Here is a 17,889-nt window from a genome sequence, read left to right on the forward strand (position 1 = left end):
CATCATGCTCACCCGACTGCGAGAAATAGTTGAGAAAGTCGCCAGCGCGCCGCGCCTTAACGAAGCGCTGGAAATACTGGTTACCGACGTTTGCCTGGCGATGGAAACCGAAGTGTGCTCGGTCTATCTCGCAGATCACGACAGACGTTGTTTTTACCTGATGGCGACGCGCGGTTTGAAAAAACCGCGTGGTCGTACTGTCACACTCGCATTCGATCAAGGGATTGTTGGTCTGGTCGGCAGGCTGGCGGAACCTATCAACCTTGCCGATGCGCAGAAACACCCCAGCTTTAAATATATTCCCGCCGTGAAAGAGGAGCGTTTTCGCGCGTTTCTTGGCGTGCCTATTATTCAGCGTCGCCAGTTGCTTGGCGTGCTGGTGGTTCAGCAGCGTGAGCTGCGCCAGTACGATGAAAGTGAAGAGTCCTTTCTGGTGACGCTCGCCACGCAGATGGCGGCGATTCTCTCCCAGTCACAATTAAACGCGCTGTTTGGTCAATATCGCCAGACGCGTATTCGCGCGCTTCCGGCCTCCCCGGGTGTGGCAATCGCCGAAGGGTGGGTAGATGAAACGCTGCCGTTGATGGAGCAGGTCTATCAGGCCTCCACGCTGGACACCACCCTCGAAAGGGAAAGGCTGACCGCTGCGCTTGAAGAGGCCGCGAACGAGTTCCGCCGTTATAGCAAACGTTTCTCCGCCGGTGCGCAGAAAGAAACGGCGGCGATTTTCGACCTCTATTCGCACTTGCTTTCCGATGCGCGTCTGCGCCGCGAACTGTTTGAGGAAGTCGACCGGGGTGTGGTGGCGGAGTGGGCCGTGAAAACGGTGATTGAACGTTTCGCTGAGCAGTTTGCCGCGCTTACCGACGGCTATCTGAAAGAGCGTTCGGGGGATTTACGCACCCTGGGGCAGCGCCTGCTGTTCCATCTTGATGACTCCATTTCCGGGCCGAATAGCTGGCCGGAACGCTTTATTCTGGTGGCGGATGAACTGTCCGCCACGACGCTTGCCGAGCTGCCGCACGATCGGCTTGTCGGGGTGGTGGTGCGCGATGGCGCAGCCAACTCGCATGCGGCGATCATGGTGCGCGCGCTGGGCATTCCGACGGTCATGGGGGCGGACATCCAGCCTTCGTTGCTGCAGCGTCGCACACTGGTGGTGGACGGGTACCGCGGTGAATTGCTGGTGGATCCTGAACCGGTACTGCTGCAGGAATACCAGCGGCTTATCACGGAAGAGAACGAATTAAGTCGTCTGGCCGAAGATGATGTGAACCTTGCCGCCCAGCTAAAAAGCGGCGAGCGGGTAAAAGTGATGCTCAATGCGGGGTTAAGCCCGGAGCATGAAGAGAAGCTCGGTAGCCGCATCGACGGTATCGGGCTGTATCGCACCGAAATTCCGTTTATGCTGCAAAGCGGTTTTCCGTCGGAAGAGGAACAGGTGGCGCAATACCAGGGCATGTTGCAGATGTTCAACGATAAGCCCGTCACGTTGCGTACGCTGGATATCGGCGCCGACAAGCAACTGCCTTACATGCCAATCAGTGAAGAGAACCCGTGTCTCGGCTGGCGTGGCATCCGTATTACGCTCGACCAACCGGAAATTTTCCTGGTGCAGGTGCGGGCGATGCTGCGCGCCAATGCGGCGACCGGCAACCTCAGTATTCTGCTGCCCATGATCACCAGCATTGACGAAGTGGATGAAGCGAAGCGGTTGATTGAGCGCGCAGGGCGTGAAGTGGAAGAGATGATTGGCTACGCCATTCCCAAACCGCGCATTGGCGTGATGCTGGAAGTCCCGTCGATGGTATTTATGTTGTCTCACCTGGCGACCCGCGTCGATTTTATCTCGGTGGGGACGAACGACCTGACACAGTACATTTTAGCGGTCGATCGCAACAATACCCGTGTGGCGAATATGTACGACAGTTTGCATCCGGCAGTGTTGCGTGCACTGGCGATGGTGGCGGACGAGGCTGAACGTTTAGGTATTGATATCCGCTTGTGCGGTGAAATGGCCGGCGACCCTATGTGCGTTGCGGTGCTGATTGGCCTGGGATATCGCCATTTATCGATGAATGGTCGCTCCGTAGCGCGTATCAAATACCTGTTGCGCCGCATCGATTGCGAAGAGGCGCAGACGCTGGCAAGGCGTGCTCTGGAGGCGCAACTGGCGACAGAAGTCCGTCACCAGATCGCGGCCTTTATGGAGCGACGCGGTCTCGGTGGGTTGATTCGCGGCGGTATTTAATCACCGGGGCGTTAATTTGGCGTGGGCCGAATAAGCGTTAGCGCCATCCGGTGATGGAGGCGCTGTCAGGTAGTTCACTGTGTGGTGGGCTTTATACATATCTTTTACACTTCACCGCCACCCGCGCCTTCGCCTTATGCTATGATTCGCAGCTTTGGAGCGGCCGCCGGTTGCGGTCTCGCGTGTGAACCGCTGGCTTTTTCTGGCGGAATAACAACAAGTTGTGGTGACACATGAACAGTGGCTATCTGCATTTTCCGGACTTTGATCCGGTGATTTTTTCCATTGGGCCGGTTTCTCTCCACTGGTACGGTTTGATGTATCTGGTGGGCTTCGTTTTTGCTATGTGGCTGGCGACGCGCCGGGCAAACCGTCCGGGCAGTGGCTGGACGAAAAACGAAGTTGAGAACCTGCTCTACGCGGGTTTCCTCGGCGTATTCCTCGGCGGCCGTCTCGGCTATGTTCTGTTCTACAATTTCCCGCTGTTCCTTAATGATCCGCTTTACCTGTTCCGCGTGTGGGATGGGGGCATGTCCTTCCACGGTGGTTTGATCGGCGTGATCGTGGTGATGATCATTTTTGCCAAACGTTCCGGGCGCACGTTCTTCCAGGTCTCTGATTTTATTGCGCCGCTGATCCCATTCGGCCTGGGCGCGGGTCGCTTAGGCAACTTTATTAATGGCGAGCTGTGGGGCCGTGTTGATCCGGGCTTCCCGTTCACCATGTTATTCCCCGGTTCGCGCGCGGAAGACATCGCGCTGCTGCCGTCACATCCGGAATGGCAATCCATTTTTGATACCTACGGCATGCTGCCGCGCCATATGTCGCAGTTGTACGAGCTGGCGCTGGAAGGCATCGTGCTGTTTATTATTCTCAACCTGTTTATTCGCAAACCTCGTCCGACCGGCTCAGTCTCCGGCCTGTTCCTGATTGGCTACGGTGCGTTCCGTATTATCGTTGAGTTCTTCCGCCAGCCGGATGCGCAATTTACCGGTGCATGGGTACAATACATCAGCATGGGGCAGATCCTGTCCATTCCGATGATCGTCGCGGGCCTCATTATGATGATTTGGGCTTACCGTCGTCCGCAGCAACAAGTTTCCTGAGGAACCATGAAACAGTATTTAGAATTGATGCAAAAGGTGCTGAATGAAGGCACCCCGAAAAACGACCGCACCGGGACAGGCACGCTGTCTATTTTTGGCCATCAGATGCGCTTTAACCTGCAGGACGGCTTTCCGCTGGTGACCACCAAGCGCTGCCATTTGCGTTCAATTATTCATGAGCTGCTGTGGTTTCTGCAGGGTGATACCAATATCGCTTATTTGCATGAAAACAATGTCTCCATCTGGGACGAATGGGCTGATGAGCAGGGCAACCTTGGCCCGGTGTATGGCAAACAGTGGCGCGCATGGCCAACGCCGGATGGCCGCCATATTGACCAGATCACCACCGTTATCAATCAACTGAAAAACGACCCGGATTCACGCCGTATTATCGTTTCGGCGTGGAACGTCGGTGAGCTGGATAAAATGGCGCTGGCCCCGTGCCACGCTTTCTTCCAGTTCTATGTGGCGGATGGCAAGCTCTCCTGTCAGCTCTATCAGCGCTCCTGCGACATCTTCCTCGGCCTGCCGTTTAATATCGCCAGCTACGCGCTGCTGGTGCATATGATGGCGCAGCAGTGCGACCTGGAGCCTGGTGATTTTGTCTGGACCGGCGGTGATACCCACTTGTACAGCAATCACCTGGAGCAGACCCGCCTGCAACTGAGCCGCGAACCTCGCGCGTTGCCGAAACTGGTTATCAAACGTAAGCCCGCGTCGCTGTTTGATTACCGCTTCGACGATTTCGAGATTGAAGGCTACGATCCTCACCCGGGGATTAAAGCGCCGGTCGCTATCTGATCGCGTTCAACATGACACAACCGGTGCAGCGATGCGCCGGTTTTTTTTTGCCTAAAAAATGCATTTTCGGCGTCGCTTCCGGCAAATCTGCAACGCTTTGCAACAACGAATCTTTCCTTCGTAGCTCCTCGTAAAAGTCGTTTTCCTCGCTCGCTATCGTGTCTCTTGCATCGCAGACTCTCGCCATGAAACGTGAACATGGCTTTACCCTGATGGAAACCCTCGTGGCGATAACACTGATCGTTATCCTCTGCGGAACGGGACTCTCCGGCTGGCAGCGCTGGCAGGCACAACAACGACTGTGGCAAACCGCATTACAGGCGCGTCATTTTCTGGAACGCCTGCGCGATGACGCGAACGGACAAAACCGCTCGCAGCGTGTTTATGGTGTACATGAGGGGGGACGCTGGTGTCTGGCAAACACACCCGTACAGACCTGCGAGGCAGCAGGGGCTTTTGTGTTGACCCCTGACTGGCCAGAAGTGACGTTGGTGGAGGTCACGCCTTCGCTAGGGTTTTATGGTCTGCGCAATAGCGCATGGCCGGGGCATATTCACCTGCGCAGTGACGCCGGGGAGTGGCGAATAGTGGTTTCCACCTGGGGAAGGATCAGAATGTGCCAACAAGCCGTGGAGTCGCTATGTTAAGCGGGACGCGAGGATTTTCACTGCTGGAGACATTGCTGGCGATGGCGATAAGCAGCGTGCTACTGCTCGCTTCGGCTCGTTTTTTACCGGCATTGCAATCGGGAGTGCTACAGCACTACCGCACACAAACGGCGGAGGATGAATTGTGGCTGCGTGCGTGGACCGTGGCGAAACATCTGCAGCGTGCAGGATATTGCAATGGGCGATGTAGCGGTGAGCCGCTGGTGATTCGCGATGCCGGGGCGTGTGTGATTGTGCAATGGGATGCGAACAGTAATGGCCGCTGGGAGCCTTCAGGGCATAGCGAATCTGAGCAGACAGGGTTTCGTCTGCAAAAAGGGGCACTGGAAACGCTACGTGGCGCAACCACGTGCACGGGACGCGGTTGGGAAAAGACCACCGATCCGGCTCAGATGACGGTACAGCGTTTTAACGTTGCGCTACGCCGTACAGCGGGTTTTGCTCCCATCATCACAGTGACGCTGGCGGCGCGCGTGGCCGGGCAAAACGGGCGAGAGATGGTCGCAGCCCTCGACGTGACAGGGTACAACTTATGAACCGTCAACGCGGGATGTCATCGCTGGCGCTGGTCTTGTTGTTACTGTTGCTGGGTAGCCTGATGCTAAATGGTCTGAACCAGCAGTTAACCAGCCATATCTGGCGGGTCAACCATGAACGTAAAATGTTGCGCCGCCTGGCAGAGAGCCATTCGGCAATGGAGTGGGCGCGGGTTCAACTCTGGACGCCGCAGCCTGCGTTGCAGTGCCTCGGGCAGGTTGAACGGCAGTGGCAAGCTTGTTTGCGTATTTTTGCCGATGAGACCGCATTATTGATCGTGGCATATGAAGAGGCGCAACTGTGGCGACTTGGGCAGGTGAGTCAGCAACGCGTGATTTTTTCGCCACACGGCTGGAGTGATTTCTGCCCGTTAAAGGAGCCTGCGCAATGTCTTCTCCCGTAAATAATCAGGCAGGCTTTAGCCTGACGGAAGTGTTGCTGGCCATGGTATTAATGGTGATGGTGGTCACCGCCCTTGGCGGTTATCATCGGGCTTTGGCGTCGGGCTTTGCCAGCGCCAGTCAGTGGCGGCAGCTATGGCGTTGCGCATGGCAGCAGGCGCAACCGACACCTCCGCCGTTGCCTCCAGGTTGGCGGGTCCAGCGGCTGCAGACAACTGCAGAGGGATGTGTCAGCATCCATGTTACCGTCATCTCGCCAGTGGGCAGGCAGGGGCAAATGACACGGTTATTTTGCCCACTTAGTCAGTAGTCAGGAGCACTTATGTTAAGGGTTTATCACTCCAATCGTCTGGATGTGCTGGAAGCATTGATGGAGTTTATTGTCGAGCGCGACCCGCTTGACGATCCCTTTGAGCCTGAAGTTGTCCTGGTGCAGAGCACCGGTATGGCGCAATGGCTGCAAATGACGCTGGCGCAGAAATTTGGCATTGCCGCCAATATCACGTTTCCTCTTCCGGCGAGCTTTATCTGGGACATGTTCGTCAGCGTGCTGGACGATATTCCGAAAGAGAGCGCGTTTAACAAACAGAGCATGAGCTGGAAACTGATGTCGCTGCTGCCTGGCATGTTGCAGCGCGAAGAGTTCACCATGCTGCATCATTATCTGAGCGACGATGATGACAAGCGCAAGCTCTTTCAGCTCTCTTCCCGCGTGGCGGATCTCTATGACCAATATCTTGTTTACCGACCGGAGTGGCTGACTCGCTGGGAGGCGGGGCAGAGCGTGGAGGGTCTGGATGAGGCCCAACGCTGGCAGGCGCCGCTATGGCGGGCGCTGGTGGAGCATACCGCCGCTCTCGGTCAGCCACACTGGCATCGCGCTAATCTGTATCAACGTTTTATCGATAAACTCGACTCTGCACAGTCGCGCCCCGCAGGGCTGCCCTCACGGGTTTTTATTTGCGGGATTTCCGCTCTGCCGCCGGTTTACCTGCAAGCATTACAGGCGTTGGGTAAGCACATTGATGTTCACCTGCTGTTCACGAACCCTTGTCGCTACTACTGGGGGGATATCAAAGATCCTGCGTTTCTGGCGAAGCTTATCACCCGCCAGCGTCGACATCACCGGGAAGCCCGCCAGTTTCCACTGTTCCGGGATACGCAAACTGCTGGCAGTTTATTCAACGACGAGGGAGAACAGGATGTCAGTAACCCGCTGCTCGGCTCATGGGGCAAACTGGGGCGCGACAATATTTATCTGTTGGCGGGAATGGAACGCTACGAGGAGCTGGATGCGTTTGTCGATATAACGCCCGGTACGCTGCTACAGAATATTAAATACGACATCCTTGAATTAAAAAACGCCGCTATAGCCGGTGTGACCGCAGAAGAGTTCTCCCGTAGCGATAAGAAACGCAGGCTTGAACCGGGCGATCGCAGCGTCACCGTACATGTCTGTCACAGCCCGCAGCGGGAAGTTGAGATCCTGCACGATCGTTTACTGGCGATGCTGGAAGCCGATCCCGAACTGAGCCCACGCGATATTGTGGTGATGGTGGCGGATATTGATAGCTATAGCCCTTATATTCAGTCGGTGTTTGGCAGTGCCAGCGGCGAACGCTATGTGCCTTATGCCATTTCTGACCGCCGCGCCCGCCAGGCGCACCCGGCGTTGCAGGCGTTTATCAGCCTGCTGTCGTTGCCGGACAGCCGTTTCGTGTCAGAAGATGTGCTGGCGTTGCTGGATGTGCCGGTACTGGCTGCGCGTTTCAATATCAACGAAGAGGGGCTGCGCTATTTGCGCCTGTGGGTAAACGAGTCGGGCATTCGCTGGGGGATGGACGACGATAACGTGCGCGAACTGGCATTGCCTCCAACCGGGCAGCACACCTGGCAGTTTGGCCTTACGCGAATGCTTCTGGGTTACGCCATGGAGAGCCGTCAGGGTGAGTGGCAATCTATTTTGCCTTACGATGAATCCAGCGGGCTGATTGCGGAACTGGTGGGGCACCTGGCGTCACTGCTGATGCAGTTGAACATCTGGCGGCGTGGGCTTGCGCAGGTGCGCCCGCTGGAGGCGTGGTTACCGGTTTGCCGCGAAATGCTGAACGACTTTTTCTTGCCGGATCAGGACACCGAAGCGGCGCTGGCGCTGATTGAACAGCAGTGGCAGGAGATCATCGCCCAGGGCGTGGGGGCGAACTACGGTGAGGCGATCCCCCTTTCTTTACTGCGTGATGAACTGGCGCAGCGCCTTGACCAGGAGCGTATCAGCCAGCGTTTTCTCGCAGGACCGGTTAATATCTGCACGCTGATGCCGATGCGTTCGATCCCCTTTAAAGTGGTCTGCTTGCTGGGGATGAACGATGGCGTTTATCCGCGTACGCTGCCGCCGCTGGGGTTTGATTTAATGAGTCAAAAACCCCAGCGTGGTGATCGCAGCCGTCGGGATGATGACCGCTATCTGTTCCTTGAGGCGCTGATTTCCGCACAACAGCAGCTCTATATCAGCTATATCGGGCGTGCCATTCAGGATAATAAAGAACGTTTCCCTTCGGTGCTGGTGCAGGAACTGGTGGACTACATCGGCCAAAGCCACTATCTGCCTGGTGATGAAGCTGCAAACTGCGATGAGAGTGAACAGCGGGTGAAGGCGCATATCACTCATCTGCATACCCGTATGCCGTTCGACCCCGCTAATTATGTCGCTGATGAATGGCAGAGCTATGCGCGCGACTGGTTGCCGGCCGCAAGCCAGCAGGGCGAAACACATCCCGCTTTTATTCAGCCGCTGGAGCCAGTACCGCTGCAGACGCTGGCCTTTGATCAGCTTCAGCGTTTTTGGGCTCACCCGGTACGCGCCTTCTTCCAAATGCGACTGCAGGTTAACTTCCGCCCGGAAGAGAGTGAAATTCCGGATGCAGAACCGTTTGTGCTGGATGGGTTAAGTCGTTATCAACTGAATAATGAGTTGCTTAATGCGCTGGTTGAACAACAGGATGCGGAGAAATTGTTCCGGCGTTACCGCGCGGCGGGCGCACTGCCTTATGGTGCTTTTGGTGAGATCATCTGGGAGACGCAATGCCAGGAGATGCAGGCGCTGGCCAGCCGTGTCAGCGAGCTGCGCCAGCCTGCCGATAGCCTCGAAATCGACCTGCATTATGCAGGCGTGCATTTAACCGGCTGGTTACCGCGCGTACAGGCGGATGGCCTGCTGCGCTGGCGGCCATCGCTATTGAGCGTTTCTCAAGGGGTGCAACTTTGGCTGGAGCATCTTGTCTACTGTGCCAGTGGGGGAACCGGCGAGAGCCGACTGTTTGTGCGCAAAGACGGCGAGTGGCGCTTCCCACCTCTGAATCCTGACCATGCGATGGATTATCTGGCTCTGATGATTGACGGGTACCGGGAAGGCATGGCAAAACCGTTATTACTGCTGCCGGAAAGCGGCGGTGCATGGATAAAAGTCTGTTATGACGCGGCAAATGATGCCATGGTAATGGATGACGAAACGTTACAAAAAGCGCAGAGCAAATTTCTGCAGGCGTACGAAGGCAATATGATGGTTCGCGGCGAAGGCGATGATCTCTGGTATCAGCGTCTGTGGCGCACCCTTGAGCCTGAATATTATGCAGAAATCACCGAACAGGCGCGGCGTTTCCTGTTACCGCTTTATCGACATAATCAGTCCGGTTGATTGTATAAAAATTGCGCAACATGAGCGCTTCTATTATTATGCGCGACGATCACGGACTGATATAACAAGAGTGCTGGCACAGTCAGCACATGTTTTACCTGGCGATATCCGCAGTTACGGGTATCTCCGGGATCGTTAATGATGAGGTTCGTGAATGCCCCGCAGCACCTGGTTAAAAGCTTTAGCACTGTTTTTTGCCCTCTGGGCGCCATTCAGTCAGGCAGATAACGGTTGGCAACCTGTTCAGGAAACTATCCGTAAGAGCGACAAAGATACCCGCCAGTATCAGGCCATTCGCCTTGATAACGGCATGATCGTGTTGTTGGTGTCCGATCCTCAGGCGGTGAAGTCGCTCTCTGCGCTGGTTGTGCCAGTGGGGTCGCTGGAAGATCCCGATACGCATCCTGGTCTTGCTCACTATCTTGAGCATATGACGCTGATGGGGTCGAAAAAATACCCGCAGCCGGACAGTCTCGCCGAATTCCTCAAATTGCATGGCGGCAGTCATAACGCCAGTACGGCGCCTTATCGCACGGCGTACTACCTGGAAGTGGAGAATAACGCGCTGGAAGGCGCCGTTGACCGCCTGGCGGATGCCATTGCCGAACCGATGCTGGATAAAAAATACGCGGAGCGCGAGCGTAATGCGGTGAATGCCGAACTGACGATGGCGCGTACCCGCGACGGGATGCGGATGGCGCAGGTGAGCGCAGAAACCATCAACCCGGCCCATCCGGGCGCCCGCTTCTCCGGTGGCAACCTTGAAACCCTCAGTGACAAACCCGGCAGCCCCGTACATGATGCGCTGCTGGCGTTTCGCGATAAATACTACTCCGCCAACCTGATGAAGGCGGTGGTCTACAGTAATCGTCCGCTGGCGGACCTGGCGAAGATCGCCGTAGAAACCTACGGTCGCGTGCCGAATAAAAATATCAGCAAGCCGGAGATTACCACTCCGGTGGTGACCGATGCGCAAAAAGGCATCATCATCCATTATGTTCCGGCGGTGCCGCGCAAAGTTGTGCGCGTTGAGTTCCGTATTGATAACAACACGGCTGCGTTTCGCAGCAAAACGGATGAACTGATCACCTACCTGATTGGCAACCGCAGCCCGGGTACGCTCTCTGACTGGTTGCAGAGCCAGGGCCTGGTGGAAGGCATTCGCGGTGATTCCGACCCGGTAGTCAACGGTAACAGCGGCGTGCTGGCGATTTCCGCCACGCTCACCGATAAAGGCCAGGCAAACCGCGATCAGGTGGTCGCGGCGATCTTCAGTTATTTACAACTGCTGCGTGAAAAAGGCGTGGATAAGCGCTATTTCGACGAGCTGTCCCATATTCTGGATCTCGATTTCCGCTATCCGTCTATTACCCGCGATATGGATTATGTCGAGTGGCTGGCGGACACCATGATCCGTGTCCCGGTCGCGCATACCCTTGATTCGGTGAATATCGCCGACCAGTTCGATGCGAAAGCGGTGCAGGCCCGTCTTGATGAAATGACGCCGCAAAACGCCCGTATCTGGTACATCAGCCCGGACGAACCCCATGATAAAACCGCCTACTTCGTTGAAGCGCCGTATCAGGTGGATAAAATCACCCCGCAAACCTTCGCTGACTGGCAACAACGTGCAAGCGCGATTGCGTTGAAATTTCCGGAGCTGAACCCTTATATTCCCGATGACTTCTCGCTGATCAAACCTGAGAAGCAGTCTGCGCATCCGGAACTGATCGTTGATGAGCCCACGCTGCGCGTGGTGTACATGCCAAGCCGTTATTTCGCCAGCGAGCCGAAGGCCGATGTCAGCGTCGTGCTGCGCAACCCACAAGCGATGGATAGTGCGAAAAATCAGGTGCTGTTTGCGCTCAATGACTACCTGGCCGGGCTGGCTCTCGATCAGCTAAGTAATCAGGCGGCAGTCGGCGGTATCAGTTTTTCCACCAATGCTAACAACGGGTTGATGCTGAATGCCAATGGCTACACGCAACGTTTACCTCAGCTCTTCCAGGCGCTGTTAGCGGGTTATTTCAGCTATACGCCGACTGAAGAACAACTGGCGCAGGCGAAATCCTGGTACACGCAGATGATGGATTCGGCAGAGAAGGGCAAAGCATTCGATCTGGCGATTATGCCGGTGCAGATGCTATCGCAGGTGCCCTATTTTCAGCGTGAAACGCGTCGTGAACTGCTGCCTTCCATTACCCTGCAGGACATTCTGAACTACCGCGAAACGTTGAAAACGAACGCACGTCCGGAGTTCCTGGTCATCGGTAATCTCGGCGAGCAGCAGGCGAAAGATCTGGCGCATAACGTGCAGAAACAGCTCGGTGCAAAAGGCACGGAATGGTGTCGCAACAAAGATGTGCTGGTTGATAAACAGCAGAATGTGAGCTTTGAAAAAGTGGGTAACAGCACAGACTCCGCACTCGCGGCTGTATTTGTTCCTCCAGGATTTGATGAATACAGCAGCTCTGCATACAGCACGATGTTAGGGCAGATTGTCCAGCCGTGGTTCTATAACCAACTGCGTACTGAAGAACAACTGGGTTATGCGGTTTTCGCCTTCCCGATGAGTGTTGGCCGCCAGTGGGGAATGGGTTTCCTGCTGCAAAGCAATGGCAAACAACCAGCGTATCTCTGGGATCGCTATAAGGCGTTCTTCCCGACGGCGGAAACTCGGCTGCGCGCCATGAAGCCGGAAGAGTTCGCTCAAATTCAGCAGGGTGTGATTGCGCAAATTGAGCAAGCGCCACAGACGTTAGGTGAAGAGGCTTCCAAACTGAGCAAAGATTTCGACCGCGGCAATATGCGTTTCGATTCACGTGATAAAGTAGTGGCTCAGATAAAACAGCTGACGCCGCAAAAACTTGCCGACTTCTTCCATCAGGCGGTGGTCGAGCCGCAAGGTATGGCAATTTTGTCGCAGATCTCCGGTAGCCAGAGTGGAAAAGCCGAATATGCCCGACCACAGGGCTGGAAGGTCTGGGACAGCGTCAGCGCGTTGCAGCAATCCTTACCCATGATGGTCGAGAAAGATGAATGAAGCCACCGCTGAGCCCCTTGATCCCCTGCGCTTGCCGCTTACTGGCGAGCGTCTGATTGAAGCCTCGGCAGGGACCGGTAAAACCTTCACCATCGCCGCGCTTTACCTGCGGCTGTTATTAGGACTGGGCGGCAATGCCGCCTTCCCGCGCCTGCTTAGCGTTGAAGAACTGCTGGTGGTGACATTCACCGAGGCGGCCACAGAAGAGCTGCGTGGCCGCATTCGCAGCAATATTCACGAGCTGCGTATTGCTTGCCTGCGTGAATCCACTGATAACCCTCTGTACGCCCGCTTGCTGGATGAGATTGACGATAAACAGCAGGCGGCGCACTGGCTGCTTCTGGCTGAACGCCAGATGGATGAAGCGGCTGTCTTCACCATTCACGGTTTTTGCCAGCGGATGCTGAGCCTGAACGCCTTTGAATCCGGCATGTTATTTGAGCAGCAACTGGTGGAAGACGAGTCACTGCTGCGCTATCAGGCCTGCGCGGATTTCTGGCGACGTCATTGCTACCCGTTGCCGCGCGACATTGCCCAGGCAATCCACGCCGTCTGGCAAGGTCCTCAGGATCTGCTGAAATCGATTGATCGCTATCTGCAAGGTGAAGCTCCGCAAATCAAAGTGCCGCCAGCAGCAGATGAAACGCTGGCCTCTCGCCATCAGAAAATCATTGCGCAAATCGACGCTGTAAAGCGCCAGTGGAATGCCGCGTTGGATGAGCTGGAGCCGTTGCTCGAAAACTCCGGCATCGACAGGCGTAAGTTCAACCGCGGCAACCAGGCGAAGTGGATAGAGAAAATCACCGCCTGGGCGCAGGAAGAGACAACCCGTTATCTGTTACCGGACGCACTGGAAAAGTTTGCCCAGTCGTTTCTGGTTCAGCGCACCAAAGCCGGCGGCGTGGTGCCGGAGCATGTCCTGTTTGTCGCCATCGACGATCTCCTGGCGCAGCCTCTGACGCTTAACGATTTGGTGCTGACCTCCGCCATGCGTGAAATTCGTGAAACGGTAGCCAAAGAGAAGCGTCGCCGCGGCGAGCTGGGTTTTGACGATATGCTGAGTCGGCTGGATGGCGCGCTGCAAAGCCCGAATGGCGAAGCGCTGGCCGCTGCTATTCGCAACCGCTTCCCGGTGGCGATGATCGATGAATTCCAGGATACCGACCCGCAACAGTATCGTATTTTCAGCCGTATCTGGCTGGGGCAACCGGCGTGCGGCTTGCTGCTAATTGGCGACCCGAAACAGGCAATTTATGCGTTTCGCGGGGCGGATATTTTTACCTATATGAAGGCGCGGGACGAAGTGAGCGCCCGTTATACGCTGGATACTAACTGGCGCTCGGCGCCGGGGATGGTGGCCAGCGTTAACCGGCTGTTCTGCCAGATGGATGACACCTTTATGTTCCGGCAGATCCCCTTTTTGCCGGTCAAATCCGCGGCTAAAAATGATGCTCTGCGTTTTGCGTTTCGGGGCGAAACGCAGCCCGCCATGAAGCTGTGGCTGATGGAGGGCGACGGTGTCGGCGTGGGGGATTACCAGAGCTTTATGGCGCAACTGTGCGCAACGCAGATCCGTGACTGGCTCAGCGCCGGGCAGCAGGGCGAGGCGCTGTTGCTGCAGGGGGAAAAAGCCCGTCCGGTCAAGGCATCGGATATTACAGTGCTGGTGCGCAGCCGCCATGAAGCGTCATTGATCCGCGATGCGCTAACGCTGCTGAATATTCCTTCGGTGTACCTGTCCAACCGCGACAGCGTGTTTGAAACGCCTGAAGCACAGGAATTGTTGTGGTTGTTGCAGGCGGTGCTGGCGCCGGAGCGTGAAAGTACGCTGCGCAGCGCGCTGGCGACCTCAATGCTGGGACTGACGGCGCAGGATATTGAAGCGCTGAATCTCGACGAGCTGGCGTGGGATGCGGTGGTGGAAGAGTTTTCCCGCTATCGTGAGCTGTGGCAAAAACGGGGTGTCATGCCGATGCTGCGCACCCTGATGAGCGCACGCCATGTCGCGGAAAACTTACTGGCGACGCCCGGCGGCGAGCGCCGTTTGACCGACATTTTGCACATTAGCGAGCTATTACAGGAAGCGGGAACGCAACTGGAGAGTGAGCACGCGCTTACGCGCTGGTTAACGCAACGCATTGCCGAGCCAAACACCAACGCCGCCAGCGAGCAGCTCCGTCTGGAGAGCGATAAACATCTGGTGCAAATCGTCACGATCCATAAATCGAAAGGTCTGGAGTATCCCCTGGTATGGCTGCCGTTTATTGCGAATTTCCGCGTGCAGGATCAAGGGTTCTATCACGATCGCGACGCTTTCCAGGCCGTGCTTGACCTTAGCCATGCTGATGACAGCGTTGCGCTGGCGGAGGAGGAACGGCTGGCGGAAGATCTGCGTTTACTGTATGTCGCACTGACGCGTTCCATATGGCATTGCAGCCTTGGCATTGCGCCGCTGTTCCGCCGCCGTGGCGAGAAAACCGGGGCGTCGGATTTCCACTTAAGCGCGCTTGGCCGGTTATTGCAAAAAGGTGAGGCGCTGGATGCTACCGCGCTGCAAAGTGCATTGCAGCAACTGTGCGATGACGACATCACCGTCTGTGTGCCGCAAACGCCGGACGGTGAACCCTGGCAGATGCCGCAGGCGCAACCACCCGCGTTGAGTGCGCGTGACGTGCAGCGGCGCATTGCCGATGACTGGCGCGTAACCAGCTACTCCGGGCTACAGCAGCGTGCTCACGGCATCGCGTTGGATTTACTGCCGCGTCTGGATATGGATGCCGCCGGAGAGCGGGAGTTGCAAGCAGAGCCGATGCTCACGCCGCACCAGTTTCCTCGTGGCGCATCGCCCGGGACGTTTTTACACAGCCTGTTTGAAGAGATGGATTTCACTCAACCGGTTTCTGCGCCGTGGGTAACGGAAAAACTGCTTACGGGTGGCTATGAAGAGCACTGGCAACCGGTATTCAGCGACTGGCTGGAGACGGTATTGTGCGCACCGCTGGCACAGTCCGGCGTGTGTCTGCGCCAGTTGAGCGGCAAAGATAAACAGGTGGAGATGGAGTTTTATCTTCCCATCAGCGAGACATTGACCGCGCCTGCGCTTGATGCGTTGATTCGCCGCTACGACCCGCTATCGGCAGGCTGCCCGCCGCTTGATTTTCGCGATGTCCGCGGCATGCTGAAAGGCTTTATCGACCTGGTGTTTCGCCATAACGGGCGCTATTACCTGCTGGATTACAAATCTAACTGGCTGGGTGAGAGCGCGGAGGCCTACACGCAAGACGCGATGGCAGCGGCGATGCAATCGCATCGCTACGATTTGCAATACCAGCTCTATACGCTCGCGCTGCACCGTTATTTGCGCCATCGCATTACTGGGTATGACTATGAACGCCATTTCGGCGGCGTGATCTATCTCTTTTTACGCGGCGTGGAAGCACAAAATCCGCAGCAGGGTATTTTTGCTACCCGACCGGATGGCGCCCTGATTGCGCAAATGGATGCGTTATTTGCCGGGCAGGTGCAGGAGATGACGCCATGAGCATGACGACCTTATTACGTGAAGCGGCGCAGCAGAAGTTGCTGCGTCCGCTGGACGTCCAGTTTGCCCTTACTGTGACCACCGAAGATGAGCCCGCCGTGATGCTGGCGGCTGCGTTGCTCAGTCATGAAGCGGGGGAAGGGCATGTCTGCCTGCCGCTGGCGCGTCTTACGCCTGAGTCGTTCGCTCACCCTTCTACGCTACTGGCGCAATTGTTTGAATGTGCCGGGCAACCGGATGACTGGCAGGCAACGTTGTTGGCATCGCCTGCCGTTAGCGAGGGGGATGCCGCCACGCCGTTGATCCTGACCGACGAGCGCCTTTACCTTAACCGGATGTGGTGCAACGAACGGCAGGTCGCCGCATTCTTTGCACAAGAAAACACGCCGCTGGCGGTTGATGAGACGCGCCTGACGCAGGCACTTGCGTCGCTATTTCCGGCAAGCGATGACGTCAACTGGCAGAAAGTGGCTGCCGCCGTGGCATTAACCCGGCGGATTTCGGTGATTTCCGGGGGGCCAGGAACCGGCAAAACCACCACCGTGGCGAAACTGCTTGCTGCGCTGGTGCAGATGGTTGAAGGCGACAAGTGCCGTATCCGCCTCGCAGCACCCACCGGTAAAGCCGCCGCGCGATTAACCGAGTCGCTGGGTAATGCCCTGCGCCAGCTGGCGTTGAATGAGCAACAAAAAGCGATGCTGCCCGATGAGGCCAGCACGCTGCACCGATTATTGGGTGCGCAACCGGGCAGCCAGCGCTTGCGCCATCATGCAGGTAACCCGCTACATCTGGATGTGCTGGTCGTTGACGAAGCCTCAATGATCGATTTGCCGATGATGTCGCGGTTGATTGACGCGCTACCGCCGCATGCCCAGGTGATTTTCCTTGGCGATCGCGATCAACTGGCGTCGGTGGAAGCCGGTGCCGTGCTGGGGGATATCTGCGCGTGGGTTAACGCCGGTTACACGGCGGAACGCGCGGCTCAATTGACGCGCCTGACCGGCTGCGAGGTGCCAGTGGGCGACGGGCGTGCTGCCAGCGCACTGCGCGACAGCTTGTGTCTGCTGCAAAAAAGCTATCGCTTCGGCAGCGATTCCGGCATCGGTCAGCTTGCTGCTGCGGTGAACCGGGGGGATAAATCGGCCACCCGTGCCGTATTCGGGCAGGGTTTTAGCGATATCGAGCATAAGCCGTTGCACACGACAGAAGAGTATCATCAGATGCTGGATGATGCCCTTTCCGGTTACGCCCGTTATCTCTCACTGGTACACAGCAATGCGGCTCCCGCAGAGGTGATCGCGGCGTTTGGCGAATACCAGTTGCTGTGCGCATTGCGGGAAGGGCCGTTCGGCGTAAGCGGGTTGAATGAGCGACTTGAGCAGGTGCTGTCACGCCAGCGGCAGATTACGCGCTCGCCGCACTCTCGCTGGTATCACGGGCGACCGGTAATGATCGCGCGTAATGACTCATCGCTGGGGCTGTTTAACGGCGACATCGGCATTGCGCTCGATCAGGGGCAGGGGATCCGCGTCTGGTTTCCGCTGCCGGATGGCACCATCAAATCGGTGCAGCCGGGGCGTTTGCCGGATCACGACACCGCCTGGGCGATGACCGTGCATAAGTCGCAGGGATCGGAATTCGATCACGCCGCGCTGATCCTGCCGCAGCAGATCGTACCGGTAGTGACGCGTGAGCTGGTCTATACCGCGATTACTCGCGCGCGCAGGCGCTTATCGCTGTATGCGGACGAGCGTGTGCTGATGCAGGCCATCACCACCCGTACGGAGCGGCGCAGCGGTCTGGAGGCGTTATTTCGTCGGCTTATGTAACCCCCCGCAGAACGCGGG

The 17,889-nt window shown here is 56.8% G+C and carries 11 protein-coding genes; all 11 read left to right on the top strand.

The features are described 5' to 3' along the window. Positions 1 to 4: 4 nt before the first annotated feature. Complete coding sequence (gene ptsP / locus N7922_RS04710) at positions 5 to 2,251, top strand: phosphoenolpyruvate--protein phosphotransferase (protein ID WP_263099472.1); 2,247 nt, start codon at positions 5 to 7, stop codon at positions 2,249 to 2,251. Between the two features lie 233 nt (positions 2,252 to 2,484). Continuing rightward, entirely contained in the window at positions 2,485 to 3,357 is an 873-nt protein-coding gene (gene lgt / locus N7922_RS04715) for a prolipoprotein diacylglyceryl transferase (RefSeq protein WP_263099473.1), read from the top strand. A 6-nt stretch (positions 3,358 to 3,363) separates the two neighbouring features. Then, the gene (gene thyA, locus N7922_RS04720; RefSeq protein ID WP_263099474.1) at positions 3,364 to 4,158 is read left to right on the top strand and encodes a thymidylate synthase; all 795 of its coding nucleotides are present in this window, start codon (positions 3,364 to 3,366) and stop codon (positions 4,156 to 4,158) included. Positions 4,159 to 4,343: 185 nt separating this feature from the next. Next, on the top strand, positions 4,344 to 4,805 hold the full coding sequence (locus N7922_RS04725; protein WP_263099475.1) for a prepilin peptidase-dependent protein: 462 nt from the start codon (positions 4,344 to 4,346) through the stop codon (positions 4,803 to 4,805). Next, a complete protein-coding gene (locus N7922_RS04730) occupies positions 4,799 to 5,362 on the top strand; it encodes a prepilin peptidase-dependent protein (RefSeq protein ID WP_263099476.1) in 564 nt (187 codons plus the stop codon). The genes N7922_RS04725 and N7922_RS04730 overlap by 7 nt, the downstream gene beginning before the upstream one ends. Beyond that, a complete protein-coding gene (locus N7922_RS04735; protein ID WP_263099477.1) occupies positions 5,359 to 5,766 on the top strand; it encodes a DUF2509 family protein in 408 nt (135 codons plus the stop codon). The genes N7922_RS04730 and N7922_RS04735 overlap by 4 nt, the downstream gene beginning before the upstream one ends. Next, positions 5,751 to 6,074 (top strand): prepilin-type N-terminal cleavage/methylation domain-containing protein, encoded by a 324-nt coding sequence (locus tag N7922_RS04740; RefSeq protein ID WP_263099478.1) that lies wholly within the window; start codon positions 5,751 to 5,753, stop codon positions 6,072 to 6,074. Before N7922_RS04735 ends, N7922_RS04740 begins: the two co-directional genes overlap by 16 nt. A gap of 12 nt (positions 6,075 to 6,086) precedes the next feature. Beyond that, positions 6,087 to 9,458, top strand: a complete 3,372-nt coding sequence (gene recC, locus N7922_RS04745; protein WP_263099479.1) for an exodeoxyribonuclease V subunit gamma — start codon at positions 6,087 to 6,089, stop codon at positions 9,456 to 9,458. Between the two features lie 154 nt (positions 9,459 to 9,612). Continuing rightward, complete coding sequence (gene ptrA / locus N7922_RS04750; RefSeq protein ID WP_263099480.1) at positions 9,613 to 12,501, top strand: pitrilysin; 2,889 nt, start codon at positions 9,613 to 9,615, stop codon at positions 12,499 to 12,501. Then, complete coding sequence (recB, locus tag N7922_RS04755; RefSeq protein ID WP_263099481.1) at positions 12,494 to 16,042, top strand: exodeoxyribonuclease V subunit beta; 3,549 nt, start codon at positions 12,494 to 12,496, stop codon at positions 16,040 to 16,042. Before ptrA ends, recB begins: the two co-directional genes overlap by 8 nt. Next, a complete protein-coding gene (gene recD, locus N7922_RS04760) occupies positions 16,039 to 17,871 on the top strand; it encodes an exodeoxyribonuclease V subunit alpha (protein WP_263099482.1) in 1,833 nt (610 codons plus the stop codon). The genes recB and recD overlap by 4 nt, the downstream gene beginning before the upstream one ends. Positions 17,872 to 17,889: the final 18 nt, after the last annotated feature.

The organism is Kosakonia sp. ML.JS2a (genome assembly GCF_025642095.1).
Taxonomy (GTDB): domain Bacteria; phylum Pseudomonadota; class Gammaproteobacteria; order Enterobacterales; family Enterobacteriaceae.

Coding starts and splice junctions, on each gene's coding strand:
- ptsP (WP_263099472.1), top strand. CDS start 5: ATGCTCACCCGACTGCGAGAAATAGTTGAGAAAGTCGCCAGCGCGCCG.
- lgt (WP_263099473.1), top strand. CDS start 2,485: ATGAACAGTGGCTATCTGCATTTTCCGGACTTTGATCCGGTGATTTTT.
- thyA (WP_263099474.1), top strand. CDS start 3,364: ATGAAACAGTATTTAGAATTGATGCAAAAGGTGCTGAATGAAGGCACC.
- N7922_RS04725 (WP_263099475.1), top strand. CDS start 4,344: ATGAAACGTGAACATGGCTTTACCCTGATGGAAACCCTCGTGGCGATA.
- N7922_RS04730 (WP_263099476.1), top strand. CDS start 4,799: ATGTTAAGCGGGACGCGAGGATTTTCACTGCTGGAGACATTGCTGGCG.
- N7922_RS04735 (WP_263099477.1), top strand. CDS start 5,359: ATGAACCGTCAACGCGGGATGTCATCGCTGGCGCTGGTCTTGTTGTTA.
- N7922_RS04740 (WP_263099478.1), top strand. CDS start 5,751: ATGTCTTCTCCCGTAAATAATCAGGCAGGCTTTAGCCTGACGGAAGTG.
- recC (WP_263099479.1), top strand. CDS start 6,087: ATGTTAAGGGTTTATCACTCCAATCGTCTGGATGTGCTGGAAGCATTG.
- ptrA (WP_263099480.1), top strand. CDS start 9,613: ATGCCCCGCAGCACCTGGTTAAAAGCTTTAGCACTGTTTTTTGCCCTC.
- recB (WP_263099481.1), top strand. CDS start 12,494: ATGAATGAAGCCACCGCTGAGCCCCTTGATCCCCTGCGCTTGCCGCTT.
- recD (WP_263099482.1), top strand. CDS start 16,039: ATGAGCATGACGACCTTATTACGTGAAGCGGCGCAGCAGAAGTTGCTG.